Genomic DNA, 20,322 nt, shown 5'->3' with positions numbered 1-20,322 from the left:
AGGGACCGGACATGGGATCGGTCGACGCCTTCGACGTATGCACCATGCCTGCCGCCGCCACGGGCAGCAGATCGGCCCGCCGCCGCCCGCCGGCCGCCGCACTGAGACCGCTGATCATCAACTACACGGGCTTCCACACCCAGTTCACCGCTCCGAGGCGCCGACTGGAGCTGCCCACCGGCTGCGTGACGCTGGTCTTCAGCTTCTCCGAGGGCCTGTGGGTCTCCCGTACGGAGGACCTCGCCGCGGCCCGACTGCGGCCCGCCGCCCGGGCGATGATCAGCGGCCCGCGCACGGTGCCGGCGATCGGGGTGCACTCGGGGGTCGTGCACGGGCTGGAGGTGAACATGACCCCGCAGGGCTGCTACCGGCTGTTCGGCATCCCGATGTGGCACTTCGAGGACGCCCACGTGGACCTGGTGGAGGTGCTCGGACGGCAGGGCCGCCACCTCACCGAACGGCTCCAGGCGCTCCCCTCGTGGACGGAGCGGTTCGCGCTGCTCGACGCACTGTTCTGCGCCCGCCTCGACGGCAGCCCCTCCCCCGCGCCCGAGGTCGACGGAGCCCTCTCCGGGCTCTGGGCGAACACCCGCTCCCTGACCCGGGTGAGCGCCGCGACGGGGTGGAGCGCCCGCACCGTACGGGCGCGGTTCCGCGAGCAGGTGGGCCTGTCCCCCAAGGCCATGGCCCGGGTGTTCCGGCTGCAGCACGCGCTGCGGATGCTGGCGGCGGGAACGGCGGCGGCGCAGGTGGCGGCGGTGTGCGGCTATCACGACCAGGCGCACCTGAGCCGCGAGGTGAAGGCGATGACGGGGCTGCCGCCGTCCCGGTTCGTCCTGCTGCGGGGCGGGCTGGCGCCGGGTTCGGCACTGGACCGGATGGCGGGCCGCGTCAGCAGCGTGATGCTGACCGCCGGCTAGGCCGGCCATGGGCCCCGCGGGATTCCCGCCCGCGGCCCCACCGGATCCCGAGGTGCGGCCCCGCCGGATCCCCGACACGTACCGCCGCCAGATCCCGACACGTACCGCCGCCGGATCGCGACCCGGGGCGCGCCTCGGATCGCGTCCCGGGTCGCAGCCGGACCGTACCGTCCGGCGGCGGCTCCCCCGTTGGATTCCGCCGGACCCCGCCGACGGGCGTCGGCTCCCGTCGACGAGCGGTGCGCCCGCCCAGGGCTGAGGACCCCCGTACCCCAGCCCACGAGCGAGCGCTCCGACCCCCTGGTCCTGCACCTGGAGCCTGCCGCCGTGACGGCATCGCGACTCCTCCCCCTTCCGCCCCCGCCCACGGGCTCGGCCACTCAGTCGGCTAGACGCTGTGCGTCGAGCAGTTGAGCGCCGAGCCATCTAGTGCGCTAGACGGCTGGACGAAGATACGCCGCCGCACGCATGCCCTGTCAAGGTCCCGCGGGGCGCCCTGGCGGCAATATGGCGTGGGTCACATTCCACTGGGTCCGCTAGCTGGGTAGACGCAGTTCGTTGCACTGTGTGGCGAAAGCCATCTAGGCAGGTAGATAATGCTGGTGATTTAGTACTGGACCATGAGATCCAGCAGTAGACGGGAGCAGTGACGGTGATGGGTGAGGAGACCCCCACCGGCCGGCGGGCCACCATGGGTGACCGCCTCGGCTTCTTGATCGAGACGATCCACCCGGCGGGCCGTGGTCCGTACACGTACCAGGAGATCGCCGAGGGCACCAAGAAGCTGTCCGGACCCTCCGTCTCGCACGGCACGGTCCAGACCATCCGCCTGAACAACAACCCGAACCCGGGCATCGACTCGATCCGCGCGATCGCCAACTTCTTCGGCGTCACCGTCGGATACCTGGCCGACGGAGAGAACGCCCAGGCGATCGAGCAGCGGATCGAAGAGCGGATCGCGCGGCTGCGCGAGGAGATGGGCAAGGCCGCCGCGGCCGACGAGTTCGCCCAGGTCCTCGAGGACGAACAGGTCAAGGCCGCAGCCTTCCGGCTGAGCGGGCTGTCCGCCGGTTCCATGCGCTCCGTGACCGGCTTGATCAAGCAGCTCCGGAAGGCCGAAGGGCTTCCGGATGTGAAGCCCCGCCGCCGCCGCGGCAAGGAGTCCTAGGGGGGCGTCTTGCCGGTCAGGCCGGGCACCCCCTAGGCGCGAATCAGCCACGCGCCTCACCCTGGCAGCCGTATTCCGGCCACCGATCCGCCCTCAGCAAGCCCCTGCTGCGCTTCCGGTTACTCTCAAACCCGATCAGGTGTGCGGACTGGGCGACGACGGGCGGGGAGGGCGACCATGCGCTGGTGGAAGCGCGCCGACGCGGAGTGCGCCGCCGTCGCCGACCGGCTCGCCATACCCCGGCCGTTCGACCTCGAAGCCTTCTGCGAGGGGATAGCCGCGCAGCGCGGCCGGCCGCTCATCCTGCTGCCCCTCGACGGACCCCCCGACCCGGCCCTGCCCTGCGGGATCTGGCTCGGCCTGGACGTCGCCGACCTCGTCTTCTACGACGCCGTCGCGGCCGAGATCCTCAAGGTCCAGATCGTCCTCCACGAGATCTCGCACATGCTGCTCGGCCATGTCGCTCCCGAACTCGACATTCCCGAACAGCCGTCGGACCGGGAGATCGCCCGGGCCTCCGAGCACTTCCAGCGCCTGCTGACCCGTACGCACACGGCCGTCTCCGGGATCGACCGCCCCGAGCTGCCCGTGGCCTCGATCATCCGCACCGAGGCGGCCCGGATCCGGAACGTGGCCCGCATGACCGAATCGATCGACGAGGAACTCGGCCTCGACATCGACCGCCTGGCGCACCTCATGGGGCGGAGCAAGTTCGCCAGCCCGCAGGAGCGGCAGGCGGAGACACTGGCCACGCTCATCCACGAGCGGGCCGGCCGCTACGACACGACGCAGTCGACCTCCAGTGACAGTGAGGCCGAGGACCGTCTCGTACGCCTCCATGACGCCCTCGGGCACCCCGTTCGAAACACGTGGTCGTGAAGTGAAACACCTCGAAATCGCCATCCTGGTCATGCTCTGGACGGTGACGGTCTGGCGCGCCCCCTCGGCCGTCCGGTCGGTCAAACAGCGGGCCCTGTGGACGGCGTTCGCCGCCCTGACCGTCTCCATGACGCTCCGCCTCCCCGGCGTGATGCGCACCCTGGACGACTGGGCGGGGGTCAACAACCTCTCCACCCTCGTCAAGCACTGGCTGGGCATGATCGCGGCCGGCGCGGTCGTCGACTTCGTCGTCGCCATCGCCCGCCCGGAGACCGGCCGCCGGCTGCGGGCCCGCCACTACGCCGCCCTGACCGCGATGACGGCCATGGCGGTGCTCTTCGCGTTCTTCGTCCCGCGGCCCCACGAGATGACCGACTTCTTCGAGGAGACCGCCGGCAACGGCTGGGCCACGGTCTACTACCTCCTCTTCGTCGTCTACCTCGGCATCGCCATGGCCACCGCCACCTGGCTGTTCTGGGGCAGCGCCCGGCACGCCAGCGCCCTGTGGCTGCGGACCGGCGTCCGCCTCATGGGCATCGGAACCGCCGTCGGCGTGCTCTACACCCTGATGCGGGCCGGGTACATCGCGACCCGCCTCGCGGGCCTCACGGACGACACCAGCGACATCGCCGTCGACAACGTCACAGACGCCCTGAAGTACCTGGCGATCGGCTTCATCCTCATCGGGAGCAGCATCCCCGCCTTCGGCGTGGCCTGGCGCACCGTCCAGGACGGCCGCCACCACCGGCAGCTCCAGCCGCTCTGGCTGGACCTGACCACGGTCACCCCCGACATCGTCCTGAAGACCGGCCTCCTGCGCAGCCCGCGCCTGCGGCTCTACCGGCGGGTGATCGAGATCCGCGACGCCGCCCTGACCCTGGACGCGTACACCGCCAACGACGTCCGCGAGCGCGCGCACCGCGCCGCCCTGGAGGCCGGGTTCGACCCGGCGACGAGCCCGGCGGCCGAAGCCCTCTGGATGCGGGCGGCCCGCGAGCGCAAGGCCCGCGGGGTCCTGCCGCTGCGCGGCGCCCAGGAGCCTGCGGCCACCGTCGGCATCGACGAGCTCGACTTCACCACCGAAGTACTGCGACTCATCCAGCTCGCCCGGATCTACCACTCCGCCGTGGCCGACGAGTTCCTCACCACGACCAACCAGGAGGCCACGGCGTGACCGCCACGCTCACCCAGCCCGCCGAGTCCCGATCCGCCCGCCTGATCACCGACGGGCTCGATCCCAAGACCTGGATCATCGCCGACACCCTCCTGATCGGCTGGCACACCGCCGGCCTCACCGGGATCGGCTGGGGACTCCTGGGCTGCCTGTTCGCCGCCGTCATCCCGCTCGCCTTCATCAAGTACGGCATCCGGCGCGGCCGCTGGGCCGACCGGCACGTCGGCCAGCGCCAACAGCGCATCGTCGTGATGGTGTTCATCATCGGTTCGGTCGCCACCGGCATCCTGCTGATGGCGCTCCTCGGCTCCCCTCGCACGATGATCGCGCTGATCGCGGCCATGCTGGTCACCCTCGCGGCCCTGCTCGCCGTGACCCCCGCCTGGAAGATCAGCGTGCACGCGGCCGTCTCCTCCGGAAGCGTCGCCATGCTCGCCATGACCTACGGGCCCTGGCTGCTGCTCGCGTACCCGCTGGTCGCCGTCGTCGGCTGGTCCCGCGTCGAGCTGAAGGACCACACCCTCGCCCAGGTCCTCGCGGGCACCGCGGTGGGCGCGGCCGTGGCGGCCTCCACCTTCGGGCTGATCCGCTAGGGCCCGTCCCAGCCGTACCCGGCGGCGCAGCCCGCCCCCCGCAACTCCCCCGCCCCGCCCGTCCCGTCGGCGGCGTCGTTTTCGAGCCGTGCCGTTTTCGACAAGACAGACGCGCACCGGCTTGTCACGCTCGGCGCACACAGATGGTGCTGCGGCAGCCCATCACGGGGGTGTGGGCTGCCGCAGCGCCTCGACCAGTGCTCCGACCAGCGCGCGGGGCTCGTCCGCGTGGAAGCGGATGACGCGGGCTTCGGCGCGGGCGCCGAGCGGGCGGCGGAAGGCGAGCGGGCGGGCCAGTTCCACGGTGACCGTGGTCTGGCTGCCGACGATCAGGTCGAGCACCCCGTCCTCGGAGAGGGTGACGAGCCGTCCCTCGGGGTAGCGCCGGTCCACCCGGACCGCGGTCACCGCGTCCGGCGGGACGGTCAGGTCGAAGAGGGCTCCGTAGCGGATGCGCAGGGTCCCGTCGGGGCTCACCACGTGCGGCCGGGTGACGCAGGCGGCGTGCAGCGCGAGCATCAGGAGCACCCCGTACACGTCGAGGATCAGCACCACGCGGTGCACGGCCGGCCAGGGGATCAGCAAGGCCAGCGCCACCGTCTCGATCAGCGACACGAAGACCAAGCCGTACATCATGGCCGTCTGCGGTCCGGTGTACGGAGCCGCGTGGTCCCCGGGGCGCACCCCGTGCGGCGGCCGCCGCAGCGCCCACCGGGCCAGCGAGGCGGACGCGCGCAGCTCGTGCAGCACGAGGCGGCGTACGGTCACCGGCACCACGGCCCGTACGGCCTCGCGGCGGGCCGTGCCGGGGTCGGCGCCGCGGGCGCGGGCGGCGGCGTACAGGGAGTACAGGACGCCGGCTTCGAGGACGAGGACGCCCAGCACCATGACCTCGGCGACGGCGAGGGCCCAGCCGGGCGGGCGCACTCCGGCGGCCACGCACACCATCAGGGCCGGCTCCATGGGGAGCACGGCGGCCACCCCGATCCGTGCCGCGCGTATCGCGCTCATTCCCGGCCCCTTTTCGTCTGCGTGGCCCACGTGTCCGTGAAGGCCTCCATCACCCGGCGGACGACCTCCGCCTGCGCCGGGGCGTACTCGGCGAGCAGGGCCTCCAGGAAGCCCGGTACCGGCTGCGGGCCGCCGGGCCCCTCCGTGGCCGCAGCCGTCATCGCCGCGAACGCCTCGGCGGGTACCGCGGCCACCAGTTCCGCGGCGAGCGGCCCGATCCGGGGGTCGTCGCCGTCCGCGTCGGCGAGCTCGTCGAGCCGCTCGTACAGCGCGAGCACGGCCGGATCGGCGGCGACCGCGCCGAGCACCGCGTAGAGCTCCTCCCCCACGGCGCCCGAGGCGTCCAGCAGGCTCAGGTGCTCGCGGTCGAGCGCGGCCGACGGCGAGGCCGTCGCGGGCGCCTTGGCGAGCAGCTCCGCGAGGGCGGGCGAGACCGGCTCGGCCTCCCCGGGCGGGGCGGCGAGCAGGACGGCGAGGCGCCGTCTGCGCTCGGCCAGTTCGGCCTGCTGGCGGGCGAGGTCGGCGTCGAGCTCGGCCAGTACCTCGGCCAGCTCGCGCCCCGCGTCGTCCGCGAGCACGTCGCGCACCTCGTCGAGGCTCAGCCCGAGCTCGGTCAGCCGGCGCACCCGGGCCAGCCGGACGGCGTCGCGCACGCTGTAGGCGCGGTAGCCGTTGGGGCGCCGGTCCGGCTCGGGGAGCAGGCCGACGTGGTGGTAGTGCCGGATCGCCCGGGTGGTGACCCCGACGAGCGCGGCGATCTCTCCGATCCGCATGGGTTCCAGTAGAAACCCTGCCGTTGCGTCAAGGTCAAGCCGTGATGACGCAGCCGGTACGATGGGCGGCACGACAGACGAGTCGGCCGGGCGGCCGCGTCGGGATCCCCGGATCCCGCCGAGGAACGTCCGGGCTCCACAGGGCAGGGTGGTGGCTAACGGCCACCCGGGGTGACCCGCGGGACAGTGCCACAGAAAACAGACCGCCTGGGGCTTCGGCCCCCGGTAAGGGTGAAACGGTGGTGTAAGAGACCACCAGCGCCTGAGGCGACTCAGGCGGCTAGGTAAACCCCACCCGGAGCAAGGTCAAGAGGGGCCGTTTTCGGACGGCCCTGCGCGAACGTTCGAGGGCTGCCCGCCCGAGTTCGCGGGTAGACCGCACGAGGCCGGCGGCAACGCCGGTCCTAGATGGATGGCCGTCTCCCCGGCGACCGCAAGGTCACCGGGTGACAGAACCCGGCGTACAGGCCGGCTCGTCTGCCTCCTCCCCTGAGCTGTGGAAACGCAGTCAGGGGAGCTTTTTTGTGCCCCGGCGCGGTCGCGGCCAAAAGGGTGCCTCCCCTCCCTCGAAGGTGAGAGGTACCCATACAGGGGGGCAGGCCTGGGGTGGTTCGCGTCATCAAGCGTGAGCAACCTCAGCTGCATCAACCACCCCCGATGCGCGTCCCCCCTGCCGGATGACGGCAGGTCGGCTGCGGCACCGCGAGTGACGGGCGCCCCGCCGACGTAGCCCCCGCCGGCCCCTGAATCCGGGGGGGGGCTTCGTCGTACCCGGTGTCAGGCCTCCCAGTGGGCCCGGTGGCGGGGGCGGTAGGGGGCGATGGCCGTCTCCGGATCGTCCGCGAGGTGGGCGGCCTCGGACAGGGAACCGGCGAAGGCGCAGCAGTAGCTCCAGCTGTCGAAGGCGCGCCGGACCTCCTGCGGCTGCGGGCGCCGGCCCTCCTTCGCCGCGGTACGGAGCTCGGCGGCGGAGTACCTCAGGCTGCGCAGGTCCACCCTGCGCCAGGGACCGTCGTACGGACGCCGGCCGGGGGTGTCGCGTTCCTCGCGCCGCTGTGCGGCGAACGGGGTGCGCGGGGCGGGAATGTGGTGGGCGGTGCGGGACAAGGAGAGCCTCCAGCCGCACCCCAGGGCCTTCCTGGGGGTGCTACCGGAAGCCGAACGGGTACGGCGGCACGGGCGATCCCTCCTGCTGTCCTCACGTGCCCCCTTTCTACCAACCGGCGGCGCGCTGCGGCTCGGGGATTGCGGAAGGCCCCCCGCCCCGTCGGGGTGGGGGGCCTCGCCGTGCGGCAGGGCGGCGCGGTGGCTCAGCGCAGGTGGGACGTGTCGTTCAGGAGGCGGACCGAGGCGTTGCCGTCGGCGTAGTAGGCCACCGCCGACAGGGAGGCCGCCGACAGCTCCATGCGGAACAGCGCCTCCGGCGGGGCGCCCAGCGCCAGCCGGACCAGGATCTTGACCGGCGTCACGTGCGAGACCAGCAGGACCGTGCGGCCCGCGTGCTCGGCGAGCAGCCGGTCCCTGGTCGCCGAGATCCGGCGGGTGGCCGAGGCGAAGCTCTCGCCGCCGCCCGTGGGGGCGGCCTTCGGGGAGTCCAGCCACGCCTGGAGGTCCTCCGGGTAGCGCTCGCGCGCCTCCGCGAAGGTCAGCCCCTCCCACGCCCCGAAGTCGACCTCGCGCAGCCCCTCTTCGACCGTGACGGTGAGCCCGAGCCGGTCGGCGACGGCCTGCGCGGTCTCCCGGCAGCGGCGCAGCGGAGAGCTGATCACCGTCTCGATGGTGCCGCGCGCAGCGAGCGACTCCGCGACGGCGGCGGCCTGGCGGCGGCCCGCCGCGGAGAGCTCCGGGTCACTGCCGCCGCTGCCGGAGAACCGCTTCTGCGGGGTCAGCGCGGTCTCTCCGTGGCGCAGCAGCACGAAGGTGGCCGGGGGCCCCATGTCGGGTCCCCAGCCCTGTCCCGCCGCGGGGGCGGGAGCGGTGCCGGTGGACGCGACGCCGGACGCGCCGGTGGCGGGCACGGCCGCCGCAGCCGTGTCCGGCCCGGAAGCCGGGGCCGCCGCCAGGTCTGCCGGGCCGGCAAGGTCGGCCAGGTCCGCCGGGCCGACAACGTCGGCCAGGTCCGCCGGGTCCCCGAACAGGGTGTCGGCGCCGGCCGGTGCGGAGCCGGCCCGTGCACCCGCAGCGGCGCCCGCGCGGGTCCGCGTACCGCCGCCGGAGGCGAGGGCGGCGCGCACCGCCGCGGCCCCCTTCGCCGCGTCGCCCGGAGGGCCCTGCGGGGTCGCCAGGGTGCGGGCGGCCGAGGCGTCCAGGGCGGCCAAGGCCGCCGAGGAGTTCGAGGGCTCCCACTGCTTGCCGCGCTTGCCCGCGTCCATCGCCTCGTTCGCGAGCCGGTCCGCGTGCTTGTTCTTCTCGCGCGGGATCCACTCGTACGTCACCTGCGCGCGCGGCATGACCTTCGCCGCCTCCGCCGCGAGCGGCTTCATGTCCGGGTGCTTGATCTTCCAGCGGCCCGACATCTGCTCGACGACGAGCTTGGAGTCCATGCGTACGAGGACCACCGCGTCCGGGTCCAGCTCGCGGGCGGCCTTGAGCCCGGCGATGAGGCCCTTGTACTCGGCCACGTTGTTCGTCGCGACGCCGATGTACTCCGCGCGCTCGGCCAGCGTCTCGCCCGTCACCGGGTCGAGGACGACGGAGCCGTAACCGGCGGGCCCCGGGTTGCCCCGGGAGCCGCCGTCGGCTTCGACAACGAACTGCGGCATCAGATGCCCGAGTCGGCCATGCGGACCAGGATGCGGCCGCAGCTCTCGTGCCGGACGACCTGGTCGCGGGCGGCGGCCTTGATCTCGTTGACCTCGGCGAGGTCGAGCTCCAGGCGGCAGCCCTCGCAGCGGCGCTGCGACAGGCGGGCGGCGCCTACGCCGCCCTGCTTCACGCGGATCTTCTCGTAGAGGGCGATCAGCGCGGCCGGCATGGCGGTGACGATGACCTCGCGGTCCTTGGCGATGCCCGCGACCTCGGCGTCGATCTCACCGGTGGCGGCGTCGCGGCGCGCGGTGGCGTCGACGAGCTTGGTCTCCAGCGAGGCGACCCGGTCGGTGAGCTCGGTGACGCGCTCCTGCGCACCCTCCAGGCGCTCCATGACCTCGAGGACCACGTCCTCCAGGTCGCCTTGGCGCTTGGCGAGGGAGACGACCTCGCTCTGCAGGTTGGCCAGGTCGCGGGCGGAGATGCCCGCACCCGAGTCCAGGCGGGCCTGGTCGCGGGCGGCGCGCTGGCGCACCTGGTCCACGTCCTGCTCGGCCTTGGTCTGCTCGCGGGCGGCGTCGGTTGCCTGCGTCTGGGCGGCGACGAGGAAGTCGCGCTGCTGGGCGAGGTCGCTGGTCAGCGAGTCGACCTCGGCGTGCTCGGGGAGCATCTTGCGCTTGTGGGTCAGCTGAGACAGCCGGACGTCCAGGGCCTGGACGTCGAGAAGTCGGATCTGGTCGGCGGGCTCGGCGTTCAGTTGGGGGCTCCAGGGTGAGAAGGGGATGTCACGGACGGCGCGTGCGCCGTCCACGGGTCGGTGGCCGTGCGCGAGACGTGGGTCCGCAGACCCCAGCCGTTGCGCTCGGAGATGGCGTCGAGCTGGGCCGCGGCCTGCTCGCACCAGGGCCATTCGGTGGCCCAGTGGGCGGCGTCGACGAGGGCGAGCGAGCTCTGCTCGCGGGCCTCGGACACCGGGTGGTGGCGCAGGTCGGCGGTGACGTACGCGTCGACACCGGCGGCCCGGACCTGCGCGAAGAGGCCGTCGCCGGAGCCGCCGCTGACCGCGACCCTGCGGATCATCGCGTCGGGGTCACCGGCCACCCGGATGCCCTGCGCGGTCGGCTGGAGCCAGGCGGCGACGCGCGCGGTGAACTCGCGCAGCGTCTCGGGGCGGTCCAGCTCGCAGAGCCGGCCCAGGCCCCGGCGGCCCGTGGGGTCGCTCGGGTCGGGCACCAGCGGGCCGGTGACGCGCAGGTCGAGGGCGCCGGCGAGGGCGTCGGAGACGCCGGGGTCGGCGGTGTCGGCGTTGGTGTGGGCGACGTGCAGCGCGATGTCGTTCTTGATCAGCGTGTGCACGGCCCGGCCCTTGAAGGTGCCGGCGGAGACGGTGGTGGTGCCCCGCAGGTAGAGGGGGTGGTGGGTGACGAGCAGGTCGGCGCCCAGCTTCACCGCTTCGTCGACGATCTCCTGGACGGGGTCGACGGCGAACAGGACCCGGGAGACCTCGGCGTCGGGGTCGCCGCAGACGGTGCCGACGGCGTCCCACTCCTCGGCCCGCGAGGGGGGCCACAGAGCGTCCAGCGCGGCGATGACTTCAGAGAGACGGGGCACGGGTCAAGGCTACCGTCCGTGGCGACCGGCCCGGTCTGGTCCGGGGGCCTGTTTCCCTCGGCTCGGCCCCCGGGCGACGGCCGAGGGGGGCCGGTCGAGGGGCCGGGTCGAGGGGGCCCGGTCGAGGGGGTCGGGTCGAGGGGACATGCCCAGGGAGGCCGGTCGTCGGCGCCGGGCTACTTCGCCAGGAAGCCGCGCAGGTCGTCGAGGACCTTGTCGGCGGCGGTCACGCCGAGGCCCAGGTACCAGGTCTCGTCCGGGACCTCCTTGGCCCGGCCCTGCTGCACGGCCTCCAGGCCCTTCCACAGCGGGTTGTCCTCGGCGGAGTCGCGCTTGGTCTTGTCCTTGGCCCCGTAGACGCCGGTGAAGATCCAGTCGGCGGCGGCCTCGTCCATGCGCTCCGGGCTGATCTCCACCGCGAGGTCCTCGACCTGCTGGTTCTGCGGGCGCGGGATGCCGGAGTCCTTCAGGATCGTGCCGATGAAGGAGGCGCCGGCGTAGAGCCGGGTCTTGCCCGGCATGTAGCGCAGCATCGTGACGGTCGGCTTCTTCTCGCCGAGGTCCTCGCCGAGCTTCGTCGCCTTCGCCCGGTAGGCGTCGAGCTTGGCCTCGGCCTCGGCCGTCTTGTCGAGGGCGGCGGCGTTCAAGAGGTAGTTCTCCTTCCACGGGAAGCCGGGGCGGATGGAGAACACGGTCGGGGCGATCTTCGAGAGCGCGTCGTACTTGTCCGCGGAGCGCAGTTGGCTGCCGAGGATCAGGTCGGGCTTGAGGGCGTTGATCGCTTCGAGGTTGAGGTTGTTGATGGTGCCGACGGACTTGGGCTCGCCGGCGTCCTTCTTCAGGTAGCCGGGGATGCCCTCGTCGCCTTCGGTGGGCGCGTAGCCGACGGGCTGCATGCCGAGGGAGACGACGTTGTCGAGCTCGCCGACGTCGAGGACGACGACCCGCTCGGGCGCGGCCTTGAGCTCGGTGGAGCCCATGGCGTGGGTGACCGTGCGGGGGAACTGCCCGGCCGCCGCGGTGGTCCCGAAGGCCGTCGTCTTCTTCGCCGCGTCGGAGAAGTCCTTGCCGCCCTGGGCGGCGGCCTTCTTCTCGGTGCCTCCGGCCGGGGCCTCCTTGCCGGGCTTCGCGGCCTCGTCGTCCTGACCCCCGCAGGCGGTGAGGACGAGTGCGGCGGCAGCGGCCAGGGCGACGGCGGCGACCGAGCCACCTCGGGGCGTGCGGCGTCGGAGGGACATGGGACGTCTCCTGAGGGTGGGGAGGGGGCAAAGACCGGAAAAGCGGGTTAGGTGTGCCTAACCAGGCTCCTCACCCTAAACGCCCCGATATCGCACAGCACAATCGCCTCCTCCTCCACAGCCGAATCGCCGTCCCGCCACCCGTATGTGTGAAGCGGGGATTGTCGCGTTGTCCGGGGGGAAGCGCGATCACTACCTTCCTCGGCGGAGGTGTCCGCAGATGACTGTCTGTGCCATCGAGAAGACCAGCGCGACCCCGTTCACCATCGCCGCGGACGGGTCCTACGCCGCCCGGCTCGCCGGGGACGGCGAAGCCCGCTATCCGGAGCGCTGGACGCTGACCGGTCCCGAGCCGTACGCGGTGCCCCTGCCCCTCGCCCAGCCCGAGGAGGCCGACAGCGAGGTGCTGCCGCTCACCGACGGGCGGGTCCTGATCCACCGGCGGGTCGCGGAGCGGCGCGCCTTCGCGCTGTTGTACCCGACGGGCGGCGGCGAAGCGGGCGCCGGGCCCCGGACCGGGGAGCTGCAGCTCGGCGCGATCCCGGCGGTCGACGGCGTACGGGTCACCCTGCTGCCCCCCTCCCCCGACGGGCACGGGGCCTTCGCCCTGGCCGTGGGGGCCGCCTCGACCACGGTGTGGCAGGTGGCCGGGGTCCCCTTCGGGCCGGAGCGGGTCGCCCGGATCCCGGGGCGCTGTTCGGGCGGGGTCTGGCTGGACCACACGGGCCGGCTGCTGGCCCTGGACCGCGAACTGGACGGCCCCGACGGGCCGGTCACCAAGGCGGTGGCCGTGGACCTGCGGCGGGCCGGGGAGGTGTCGCCGCTGCTCCAGATCGCGGAGGCCAGCAACGACCGGCTGCTGCTGGCCGACCCCGACAGCGGGCTGCTGCTGATCCGTTCGGACGCGCCCGGCGAACTGCGGCTCGGCTGGGGGGTCCTGGGCAGCGCCCGCCCGGTGCGCTTCCCGGAGTGCCTGCGGGCCGTCGGGGCCACGGCGATGCCGTTCGCGGTGCAGCCGGGGCAGGTGCTGATGCCGGAGAGCTGCGGGGTGGCGCTGCGGGTGGACGAGGCCGGCGACGGTTACGGCGGCTCCGTGGCCGGGCTGGCCCTGTGGCGCCCCGCCGACCGGCACGTGTTCCGGCTCGGCGCCCCGGCCGGCTGGCTCGGCGGAACGGGCCGCTGGACCCAGGAGGGCCGCCTGCACCTCCCGTACGCCACCCCCGAAGTCCCCTGCGGCCTCCTGGGCATGACCCTCCCGGTCTCCCCACCGCCACCCATCCGCCTGGACCCCATCCCCCTCCCCCCGACCCCCACCCGCCCGGTCCCCTTGCAACAGGCCCCGCTGGGGTGAGTGACGACGCCGGGCTCGGGGTTCTGCACCCCGGGCGGCGTCTGCGTGCGTGCGTCCGTACCTGTGTATCCGTCAGCCGTCGTGCTTGAGGCCCAGGACTTCCGTCGCCGCGAAGGTTTCGTTCGGGGGGCGGGAGTCGTAGTGGGGGGTGAGGAGTTCGTCGAGTTCCTCGTAGGAGAAGGACTCCTTGGTGGTGTCGAACTTCGCCGCCACCTTCGGGCGTTCCATGACGACCACGATGCCGCCGTGGACGACGAACAGCTGCCCGTTGGCCTTCGCCGAGGCCGGTGAGGCCAGGTAGCCGACCAGCGGGGAGACGTGCTCGGGGGCGAGGGCGTCGAGCTTGCCCTCCTCCGGGACCTGGAAGCCCGCGAAGACGTCCTCCGTCATACGGGTACGGGCGCGCGGGCAGATGGCGTTGGCCGTCACCCCGTACTTGGCGAGGGCCAGGGCGGTGGACGTGGTCAGGCCCACGATGCCGCCCTTGGCCGCCGCGTAGTTGGGCTGGCCGGCCGAGCCGCCGAGGAAGGCCTCGGAGGAGGTGTTGATGATCCGGCCGTAGACCGGGCCGCCGGCCGCCTTGGAGCGTTCGCGCCAGTGCACGGAGGCGAAGTGGGTCGTGTTGAAGTGGCCCTTGAGGTGGACCCGGATGACCGAGTCCCACTCCGACTCCGACATCGAGAAGACCATCCGGTCGCGCAGGATGCCCGCGTTGTTGACCAGGATGTCGAGCTTGCCGAAGCTGTTCACCGCCAGCTCGACCAGCTCGCGCGCCTGCTCGAAGTCGGCCACGTCGCCCAGGTGCGCCACCGCCTGTCCGCCCGCGGCGCGTATCTCCGCCGCGACCTCCTCCGCCGGTGCGGCCGAGGCCTCGCCGGAGCCGTCGCGGCCGGGCTGCCCGAAGTCGTTGACGACCACGCTCGCGCCGAGCCGGGCGAGTTCGATCGCCTCGGACCGGCCGAGGCCGCGGCCGGCCCCGGTGACGATGGCGACGAGTCCCTCAAGTGGCAGTGACATCCGTACGGTTCCTCTCGAAACGGGTCAGAGTTCGATGCAGGTGCGCAGGGCCACGCCCGTACGCATCTGGTCGAGCGCGTCGTTGATCTCGGCGAGCTGCACGCGGTGCGTGATCAGGCCCGCCAGGTCCACCCGGCCGGCCCGCCACAGCGCGATGGTGCGCTCGTAGGAGCGGAGCACGTCGCCGCCGCCGTACATCGACGGCAGGATCTTCTTCTCGTCGAAGAAGAGGGAGAACATGTTGATCGAGTAGTTGTCGTCGAGCGCCCCGGCGCCGACCACGACGACGGAGCCGCCGCGGCGGGTCATGTCGTAGGCGGTCTTGGTGGTCGCGGACTTGCCGACGACCTCGAAGACGTAGTCGAAGCCCTCGCCCGCGGTGATCCGGTTCTTGGCGTCGGCGAACTCCTCCGGGGAGACCGCCTCGGTGGCGCCGAAGCGCAGCGCGGCCTCGCGCCGGGAGGCGACCGGGTCGACGGCGATGATCTGGGCCGCGCCCTGCACCTTGGCGCCCTGGATGACGGAGATGCCGACGCCGCCGCAGCCGATGACGGCGACCGAGGAACCGGCCTCCACCTTGGCGGTGTTGATGGCGGCTCCCAGGCCGGTGGTGACTCCGCAGCCGATGAGGGCGGCGATGTCGAAGGGCACGTCGTCGGGGATGGGTACGGCGCATCCCGCCGGGACCACCATCTCCTCGGCGAAGGTGCCGGTGCCGGCGAAGCCGAAGATGGGGCTGTCGCCGCGCTGGAAGTTGGGGGTGGCGACGTTGCCGAAGGCCTCCAGGCACAGGTGGCCCTGGCCGCGCTTGCAGGAGGGACAGTGCCCGCAGGGCGGGAGCCAGCAGACCAGGACCCGGTCACCGATCTTGTGGCTGGTGACCCCGTCGCCGACGTCGGTGATCACGCCGGAGCCCTCGTGGCCCGGGATGAAGGGGGCGGGCTGCGGGAGGACGCCGCTCATCGCGGAGAGGTCGGAGTGGCACAGGCCGGTGGCCTTGATGCGGATCTTGACCTTGCCGGGGCCGAAGCCCACGGCCTGCATGTCCTCGACGACTTCGAGCTTGTCCTGGCCTATCTCGCTCTGGAGTGCTGCGCGCACGGTGCGGCTCCTTCTGTGGGTATGCGGCTGCGGGGTTTCGCGTGCTTCGGCTGCCGGATCCGCTCAGCCGTGTTCGACGACGGTGTCGGCGAGGACCGGGGCGTCGTCCCGGTCGGCGGCGCTCACCGTGACGAGGACGCGGCCGGGCTCCTGCCACATCCGGATCCGCAGGGTCTCGCCGGGGAAGACGATCCCGGCGAAGCGGGTGCGGTAAGCGCGGACGCGGGACACGTCGCCGTCCAGGACGGTGTCGACCACGGCCTTCAGGGTCATCCCGTACGAGCACAGGCCGTGCAGGATCGGCTGGTCGAAGCCGGCCATCTTGGCGAACTCGGGGTCCGCGTGGAGCGGGTTCCAGTCTCCGGAGAGGCGGTACAGCAGCGCCTGCTCCTCTCGGATCTTGCGCTCCTCCACCCGGTCGGGCGCCCGCTCGGGCTGCTCGGCCTTGACGGAGGGGCCGCGGTCGCCGCCGAAGCCGCCCTCGCCGCGTACGAAGATCGACGCGTCGGAGGTCCACAGCGGCCCGTCGGCGTCCGCGACCTCGGTGCGCAGGACGATCACCGCCGCCTTGCCCTTGTCGTACACCGCGGCGACCTTGGCCGTGGAGGCGGCCTGCCCCTTGACCGGGATGGGTCGGTGCAGCTCGATGGACTGGCTGCCGTGCAGCACGTTGGCGAGGTTGACCTCGATGCCGGGGGCGGCGAGGCCGCCCATCATGGCCATGCCGGAGCCGGCGACCGTCGCGAAGCTGGGGAGCACGTGGAGCTTGGACTCCAGGGTGTACCGCAGCTCGTCCGGGTCGGTGGCTGCCCCGGGGTTGTTCGGGGAGGTCCCCGCGCCGAGTCCGAGGTGGTAGAGCTGGATGTCCTTGTGGTCCCAGGCGATGTTCCCCTGGCGGGGTTCGGCGGCGAGGGCCTTGGCGGCATCGATCGGCATGGGCGTGCTGCTCCCTGTGTTGGAAACACCGTCTTTGAGGCACCTGCTGTGAAGCACCGGCTGTGGAAGCGCGGTGCCTTGGAAGACCTCGGCGCGGCCGTCCGCACCGTCGGCCGCACCGAGGTCGTATGCGGGACCCGGCACTCTAGAACGCGTTCTAGGTTGCCCGGTGAAGGAATGTATAACGCACGCCCCAGCACTTGGGAAGACTCCTGACTATCTGTCAGACTCACTTCTCCCGCGGCGCGTTGCGCGGGTACGGGATGCTTCGCCCCTACCCTGGCCGGGTGGATGAGATGCCCGTTCCCCAGCGCCCCGCCCGATCCCTGCGGGTGCTCCTGGACCCGCCGAACCCGGCCCTGGCGGTCCTCCTCGGCCTCCAGCCGGACATCGAGGTCGTGGCTTCGCCGCTGGCCCGCCCGGCGGTGGCGCTGACGGAGTCGGTGGACCGCGTCCCCGCGCTCCTGGCGGAGGATCCGGAATGCCGGATCCTGGTGTTGACGGGCTCCGCCCATCCGGGTCTGCCGGAGGCCGCCCTCGCCGCCGGTGCGGCCGGCCTGGTCCTGCGGGACGGCCCGGTCGAGGACCTCGCGGACGGCATCCGCCGCGCCTCCCGGGGGGAGTCGGTGGTCGACCCGGCGCTGGAGGCCCCGCGCGCGCCGTAGGCCACGTAGGACCCGGAGGCCACGTAGACCCCTCAGGTCCCGTGAACCGCACCGGACATGCGCCCGCCCCGCGGATCCTTCCGGAGGATCCGCGGGGCGGGCGTGGTGTGCGGTGGCGGCTCAGCCGGGGGCGGCGGCCGTCCAGTCGTCGACCGTCTGCGACGGATCCAGGGCTACGGGCAGCCTCTCCAGCCCGCGGAAGGCCGGGAAGGGCCCCTTGAGCCACTCCTCGTGGCCCGGCTCCGGGGTCGCCAGGACCATCTCGGGGAACCGGTCGAGCAGGGCCGTCAGCGCGGTCTCCAGCTCCATGCGGGCGAGCGGCGCGCCGAGGCAGTAGTGGGGTCCGTGACCGAAGCCGAGGTGGGTGCTCTGCAGCCCCTTGCGCGTCACGTCCAGGGTGTCCGGTTCCGCGAACTTCTCCGGGTCGCGGTTCGCGGAGGAGATCGCGATCTGGACCAGGGAGCCCTGCGGGATGGCCACTCCCCCGATCTCCACGTCCTCCAGGGCGTAGCGGAACGTGGAGGTCTCCACGGAGCACTCGAACCGGACGAGCTCCTCGATCGCCTGGGGCAGCAGCCCCCGGTCCTCCCGTACGAGCGCCAACTGGGCGGGGTGGGACAACAGGGAGAAGACCGCGTTGCCGATCTGATAGGTCGTGGTCTTGTGGCCCGCGAAGAGCAGGACCCACATCATCGAGACGAGTTCGTCGTCGGTCAGGGCCCCTTCCTCGTGCTGCGTCTGGATCAGCACGGTGAGGAAGTCGTCGGCGGGTTCCGCGCGCTTACGGGTGACCAGACCCGTGAAGTAGTTCCGCAGCCAGTGCTCCGCCGCGGCCAGGTCGTCGGACAGGTCCTTGCTGAACCGGGAGCGCGTCACCTGCCCGAACCACTTCAGGACGTCGGTGCGCTCGTCCCCGACGATGCCGAGCAGTTCACAGATGACCATGACGGGGAGCGGCAGGGCGAAGGCGGCCATCAGGTCGACGGGGGCGGCCGTCGGGCACTTGGCGAGCAGTTCGTCGGCGAGCTGCTCGATGCGCGGGCGCAGCAGCTTGACGTGGCGCGGGGTGAAGGCCTCGTGGGCGATGTGCCGCAGCCGGGTGTGCCGAGGGGGGTCGGCGAAGATCAGGTTGTCGTCGAGGGCGTCGCAGGTGTCCCCGAAGACCGCGTGGTAGATGTCGATGCCCTCGTGCATGTCCTTGCCGATGCGCGGATCGGACAGCGCGAGCCGGGCGTCCTCGTACCGAGTGATGAGATACGTGTCCACCCCGTGGCGCGTGGTCAGCTTGCAGACGGGGGCCTGCTCGCGCAGCGATCGGTAGACCGGATAGGGGCACGTACGGTACTCCGGCGTGCCCATGGACACGGCCGCCACGGCTTCGGCTACGGGGAGGCCGACGGGAAGGCCGTCACTCACTTCCACTGCGGGTTCGGTCGTCACGGGCTCAGACCTCTCGTGGGGGCTCGACTGTCCAGCCACCTCACTCCCTCCACCCATGGCCCGAAAAACGCCGAAAAACCCTGATTACCCCGTTCGGGCCCGAAACTACGCCCGCCTGAGCGGATCGGCCCGGTCCCCGACCTGTCCCGCGACCGCCCGCGCGGCACCGCCATAAGGTCCCCCCATGCCGGACATCGCAGACATCACCCCGCCGGACGACGGCAGCCGCAGCAGGATCGACGTCCACCACCATTTCTGTGCCCCGGAGTGGCTGGAGTGGGCCGAAGGCCAGGGCCTGGCGAACCGGAAGGCCCTTCCGCCATGGGCGCGCTGGGATGCCGCGGCGGCCCTGGACCTGATGGACCGGGCAGGGATCGCCACCGCCGTGCTCAAGCCGATGCTGCCCGCGCGCTACGCCACGTCCGCGCAGCTGCGCGAGGCCACGTCCATCACGCTGCGGGCGGCCGCCGAGGTGACGGACGCGCACCCCGGCCGCTTCGCGTTCCACGCCCCGCTCTTCCTCGACGACCCGGAGGTCGCGCGCTGGGCGCTGCGGCGCGGGCTCGACGAGCTGGGGGCGGTGGGGGTGAACGTGACGGCGAACTACGGGGGCGTCTACCTCGGCGACCCCTCCTACGACCCGCTCTTCGCGGAACTCGACGAACGATCCGCCGTCGTGGACACCCATCCGCACAACCTGCCGCTCCCCGGCGGGGGTGCGGGCCGCGGGCCGGGACCGGGCACGGAGCCCGGCGCAGGCCCCGGACAGGGGTCGAAGCCCGGGCCCGGCGCGGGCGGCGGGCCCGGGGCGGTGGCTGTTCCGGGGATCCCGAACTTCCTCTGCGACTTCCTGCTGGACACGACACGAGCCGCGCTGAACATGATCCACAAGGGCACGCTGGACCGGTTCCCGAACCTGTCGGTGATCCTGCCGCACGCGGGCGGCTTCCTCCCGCACATCGCCACCCGGGTACAGGCCTTCGCGGGGGCGTTCACCCCGCCCGTCGAACCGGCGATGGTCCGCGACCACCTGCTCCGCTTCTACTACGACACGGCCGGGCCCATGTCCCCGGCGGGCACCCTTCTGGCGATGGCGGCCCCCGACCGCATCCTCTTCGGCAGCGACTGGCCGGCGTGCCCCGCGGAGATGGTCACGGACATCGCCCTGCCGGCGCTGGCGGGTGACCCCGTGTTGACGCCGGCGCACCATCGGGCGATCAATCGGGACAACGCGGTGCGCTTGATGCCGAGCTTGGCCGGCTTTAGCCCGGCCTTGGCCCCCTTGAGTCCGGCGCCGGCCCGCGTCTGAGGCAGCCGGCCCAGCCTCGCCGCCGCACCTTGCCCTGGCCGCTGCGCGGGGCGGAGTTCCCCTACCCGCCCTTCCACCGTTCCCAGGGCTCGGCCCTGACCCGGTCCTCAAACGCCGGACGGGCTGAAGGGTCCCGGGCTGCGCCCGGACCCCGGTCCTCAAACGCCGGACGGCTGAAAAGACCAAACCCAGGCCGGGGCCTAATGTTCGCCCGGGCCAGGGCTGAATGTCTGCCCAGGCCGGGGCTGCTCGCACGGCCGGGGTCGGGAAAACGGCGGGTCGGGGACGGGGGCGGGGTGGGGTGTTGGCCGGGACGTAAAGCGTGATTTGTGGCGCGAGAACACCCCGCACCCTGTCCACGTAGGACACAGGGCGCCTAAATCATGCC

General features: G+C 72.5%; 19 protein-coding genes and 1 other RNA gene. 9 read left to right on the top strand and 11 right to left on the bottom strand.

All coding sequences use genetic code 11. The annotated features are described in order from the left end of the window. Window positions 1-11: 11 nt before the first annotated feature. The 5 genes from ACFVX6_RS30650 (at window position 12) to ACFVX6_RS30630 (ending at window position 4,734) form a co-directional block, all read left to right on the top strand. Window positions 12-920 carry a helix-turn-helix domain-containing protein gene (locus ACFVX6_RS30650; RefSeq protein WP_389696953.1) on the top strand — a complete coding sequence of 303 codons (909 nt, stop codon included), beginning with the start codon at window positions 12-14 and terminating at the stop codon, window positions 918-920. Window positions 921-1,575: 655 nt separating this feature from the next. Then, the gene (locus tag ACFVX6_RS30645; RefSeq protein ID WP_389696951.1) at window positions 1,576-2,088 is read left to right on the top strand and encodes an XRE family transcriptional regulator; all 513 of its coding nucleotides are present in this window, start codon (window positions 1,576-1,578) and stop codon (window positions 2,086-2,088) included. A gap of 177 nt (window positions 2,089-2,265) precedes the next feature. Further along, window positions 2,266-2,967 carry a hypothetical protein gene (locus ACFVX6_RS30640; protein WP_389696949.1) on the top strand — a complete coding sequence of 234 codons (702 nt, stop codon included), beginning with the start codon at window positions 2,266-2,268 and terminating at the stop codon, window positions 2,965-2,967. Between the two features lies 1 nt (window position 2,968). Continuing rightward, a complete protein-coding gene (locus ACFVX6_RS30635) occupies window positions 2,969-4,141 on the top strand; it encodes an MAB_1171c family putative transporter (RefSeq protein WP_389696947.1) in 1,173 nt (390 codons plus the stop codon). Further along, window positions 4,138-4,734, top strand: coding sequence for a hypothetical protein (locus tag ACFVX6_RS30630; protein ID WP_389696945.1), 597 nt, complete (start codon window positions 4,138-4,140; stop codon window positions 4,732-4,734). The genes ACFVX6_RS30635 and ACFVX6_RS30630 overlap by 4 nt, the downstream gene beginning before the upstream one ends. Window positions 4,735-4,896: 162 nt before the next feature. Here ACFVX6_RS30630 and ACFVX6_RS30625 read toward each other — a convergent pair whose 3' ends face one another. Both ACFVX6_RS30625 and ACFVX6_RS30620 read right to left on the bottom strand, forming a co-directional pair. Further along, entirely contained in the window at window positions 4,897-5,745 is an 849-nt protein-coding gene (locus ACFVX6_RS30625) for a hypothetical protein (RefSeq protein ID WP_389696943.1), read from the bottom strand. After that, window positions 5,742-6,518 carry a MerR family transcriptional regulator gene (locus ACFVX6_RS30620; RefSeq protein WP_389696941.1) on the bottom strand — a complete coding sequence of 259 codons (777 nt, stop codon included), beginning with the start codon at window positions 6,516-6,518 and terminating at the stop codon, window positions 5,742-5,744. Before ACFVX6_RS30620 ends, ACFVX6_RS30625 begins: the two co-directional genes overlap by 4 nt. A gap of 78 nt (window positions 6,519-6,596) precedes the next feature. On the opposite strand from ACFVX6_RS30620, the gene rnpB reads away from it, so the two are divergent. Further along, window positions 6,597-6,998, top strand: an RNA gene (gene rnpB / locus ACFVX6_RS30615) — RNase P RNA component class A. A gap of 297 nt (window positions 6,999-7,295) precedes the next feature. On the opposite strand, the gene ACFVX6_RS30610 is transcribed toward rnpB, so the two are convergent. The 5 genes from ACFVX6_RS30610 to ACFVX6_RS30590 form a co-directional block, all read right to left on the bottom strand. After that, window positions 7,296-7,625: a hypothetical protein gene (locus ACFVX6_RS30610; protein ID WP_389696939.1), complete on the bottom strand. Its 330-nt coding sequence runs from the start codon at window positions 7,623-7,625 to the stop codon at window positions 7,296-7,298. A 203-nt stretch (window positions 7,626-7,828) separates the two neighbouring features. Further along, on the bottom strand, window positions 7,829-9,280 hold the full coding sequence (locus tag ACFVX6_RS30605; RefSeq protein WP_389696937.1) for a bifunctional RNase H/acid phosphatase: 1,452 nt from the start codon (window positions 9,278-9,280) through the stop codon (window positions 7,829-7,831). Beyond that, window positions 9,280-10,023, bottom strand: coding sequence for a zinc ribbon domain-containing protein (locus tag ACFVX6_RS30600; protein ID WP_389696993.1), 744 nt, complete (start codon window positions 10,021-10,023; stop codon window positions 9,280-9,282). The genes ACFVX6_RS30605 and ACFVX6_RS30600 overlap by 1 nt, the downstream gene beginning before the upstream one ends. Beyond that, a complete protein-coding gene (locus ACFVX6_RS30595) occupies window positions 10,020-10,877 on the bottom strand; it encodes a Nif3-like dinuclear metal center hexameric protein (protein WP_389696935.1) in 858 nt (285 codons plus the stop codon). Before ACFVX6_RS30595 ends, ACFVX6_RS30600 begins: the two co-directional genes overlap by 4 nt. Window positions 10,878-11,053: 176 nt before the next feature. Next, window positions 11,054-12,115: an ABC transporter substrate-binding protein gene (locus tag ACFVX6_RS30590; protein ID WP_389696933.1), complete on the bottom strand. Its 1,062-nt coding sequence runs from the start codon at window positions 12,113-12,115 to the stop codon at window positions 11,054-11,056. A 220-nt stretch (window positions 12,116-12,335) separates the two neighbouring features. Between ACFVX6_RS30590 and ACFVX6_RS30585 the strand changes: the two genes are divergently transcribed. Then, a complete protein-coding gene (locus ACFVX6_RS30585; RefSeq protein ID WP_389696931.1) occupies window positions 12,336-13,466 on the top strand; it encodes a hypothetical protein in 1,131 nt (376 codons plus the stop codon). 72 nt (window positions 13,467-13,538) lie between these two features. On the opposite strand, the gene ACFVX6_RS30580 is transcribed toward ACFVX6_RS30585, so the two are convergent. From ACFVX6_RS30580 to ACFVX6_RS30570, 3 genes are all read right to left on the bottom strand, one after another. Next, on the bottom strand, window positions 13,539-14,483 hold the full coding sequence (locus ACFVX6_RS30580) for a 3-oxoacyl-ACP reductase (protein ID WP_389696929.1): 945 nt from the start codon (window positions 14,481-14,483) through the stop codon (window positions 13,539-13,541). Window positions 14,484-14,507: 24 nt separating this feature from the next. After that, window positions 14,508-15,584 (bottom strand): Zn-dependent alcohol dehydrogenase, encoded by a 1,077-nt coding sequence (locus tag ACFVX6_RS30575; RefSeq protein ID WP_389696927.1) that lies wholly within the window; start codon window positions 15,582-15,584, stop codon window positions 14,508-14,510. 63 nt (window positions 15,585-15,647) lie between these two features. Further along, window positions 15,648-16,520: a MaoC/PaaZ C-terminal domain-containing protein gene (locus ACFVX6_RS30570; protein WP_266909244.1), complete on the bottom strand. Its 873-nt coding sequence runs from the start codon at window positions 16,518-16,520 to the stop codon at window positions 15,648-15,650. A 296-nt stretch (window positions 16,521-16,816) separates the two neighbouring features. On the opposite strand from ACFVX6_RS30570, the gene ACFVX6_RS30565 reads away from it, so the two are divergent. Then, a complete protein-coding gene (locus ACFVX6_RS30565; RefSeq protein ID WP_389696991.1) occupies window positions 16,817-17,185 on the top strand; it encodes a DNA-binding response regulator in 369 nt (122 codons plus the stop codon). 120 nt (window positions 17,186-17,305) lie between these two features. On the opposite strand, the gene ACFVX6_RS30560 is transcribed toward ACFVX6_RS30565, so the two are convergent. Then, complete coding sequence (locus ACFVX6_RS30560; RefSeq protein WP_389696989.1) at window positions 17,306-18,544, bottom strand: cytochrome P450; 1,239 nt, start codon at window positions 18,542-18,544, stop codon at window positions 17,306-17,308. 265 nt (window positions 18,545-18,809) lie between these two features. On the opposite strand from ACFVX6_RS30560, the gene ACFVX6_RS30555 reads away from it, so the two are divergent. Further along, window positions 18,810-19,934, top strand: a complete 1,125-nt coding sequence (locus ACFVX6_RS30555; RefSeq protein ID WP_389696924.1) for an amidohydrolase family protein — start codon at window positions 18,810-18,812, stop codon at window positions 19,932-19,934. Window positions 19,935-20,322 lie beyond the last annotated feature (388 nt).

It is taken from the genome of Streptomyces sp. NPDC058289, from assembly GCF_042880975.1.
In the GTDB taxonomy this organism is placed as follows: domain Bacteria; phylum Actinomycetota; class Actinomycetes; order Streptomycetales; family Streptomycetaceae; genus Streptomyces; species Streptomyces stoeckheimensis.
Note: the sequence above shows the minus strand (reverse complement) of the source record. Positions and strands in the feature narration are given on the sequence as shown.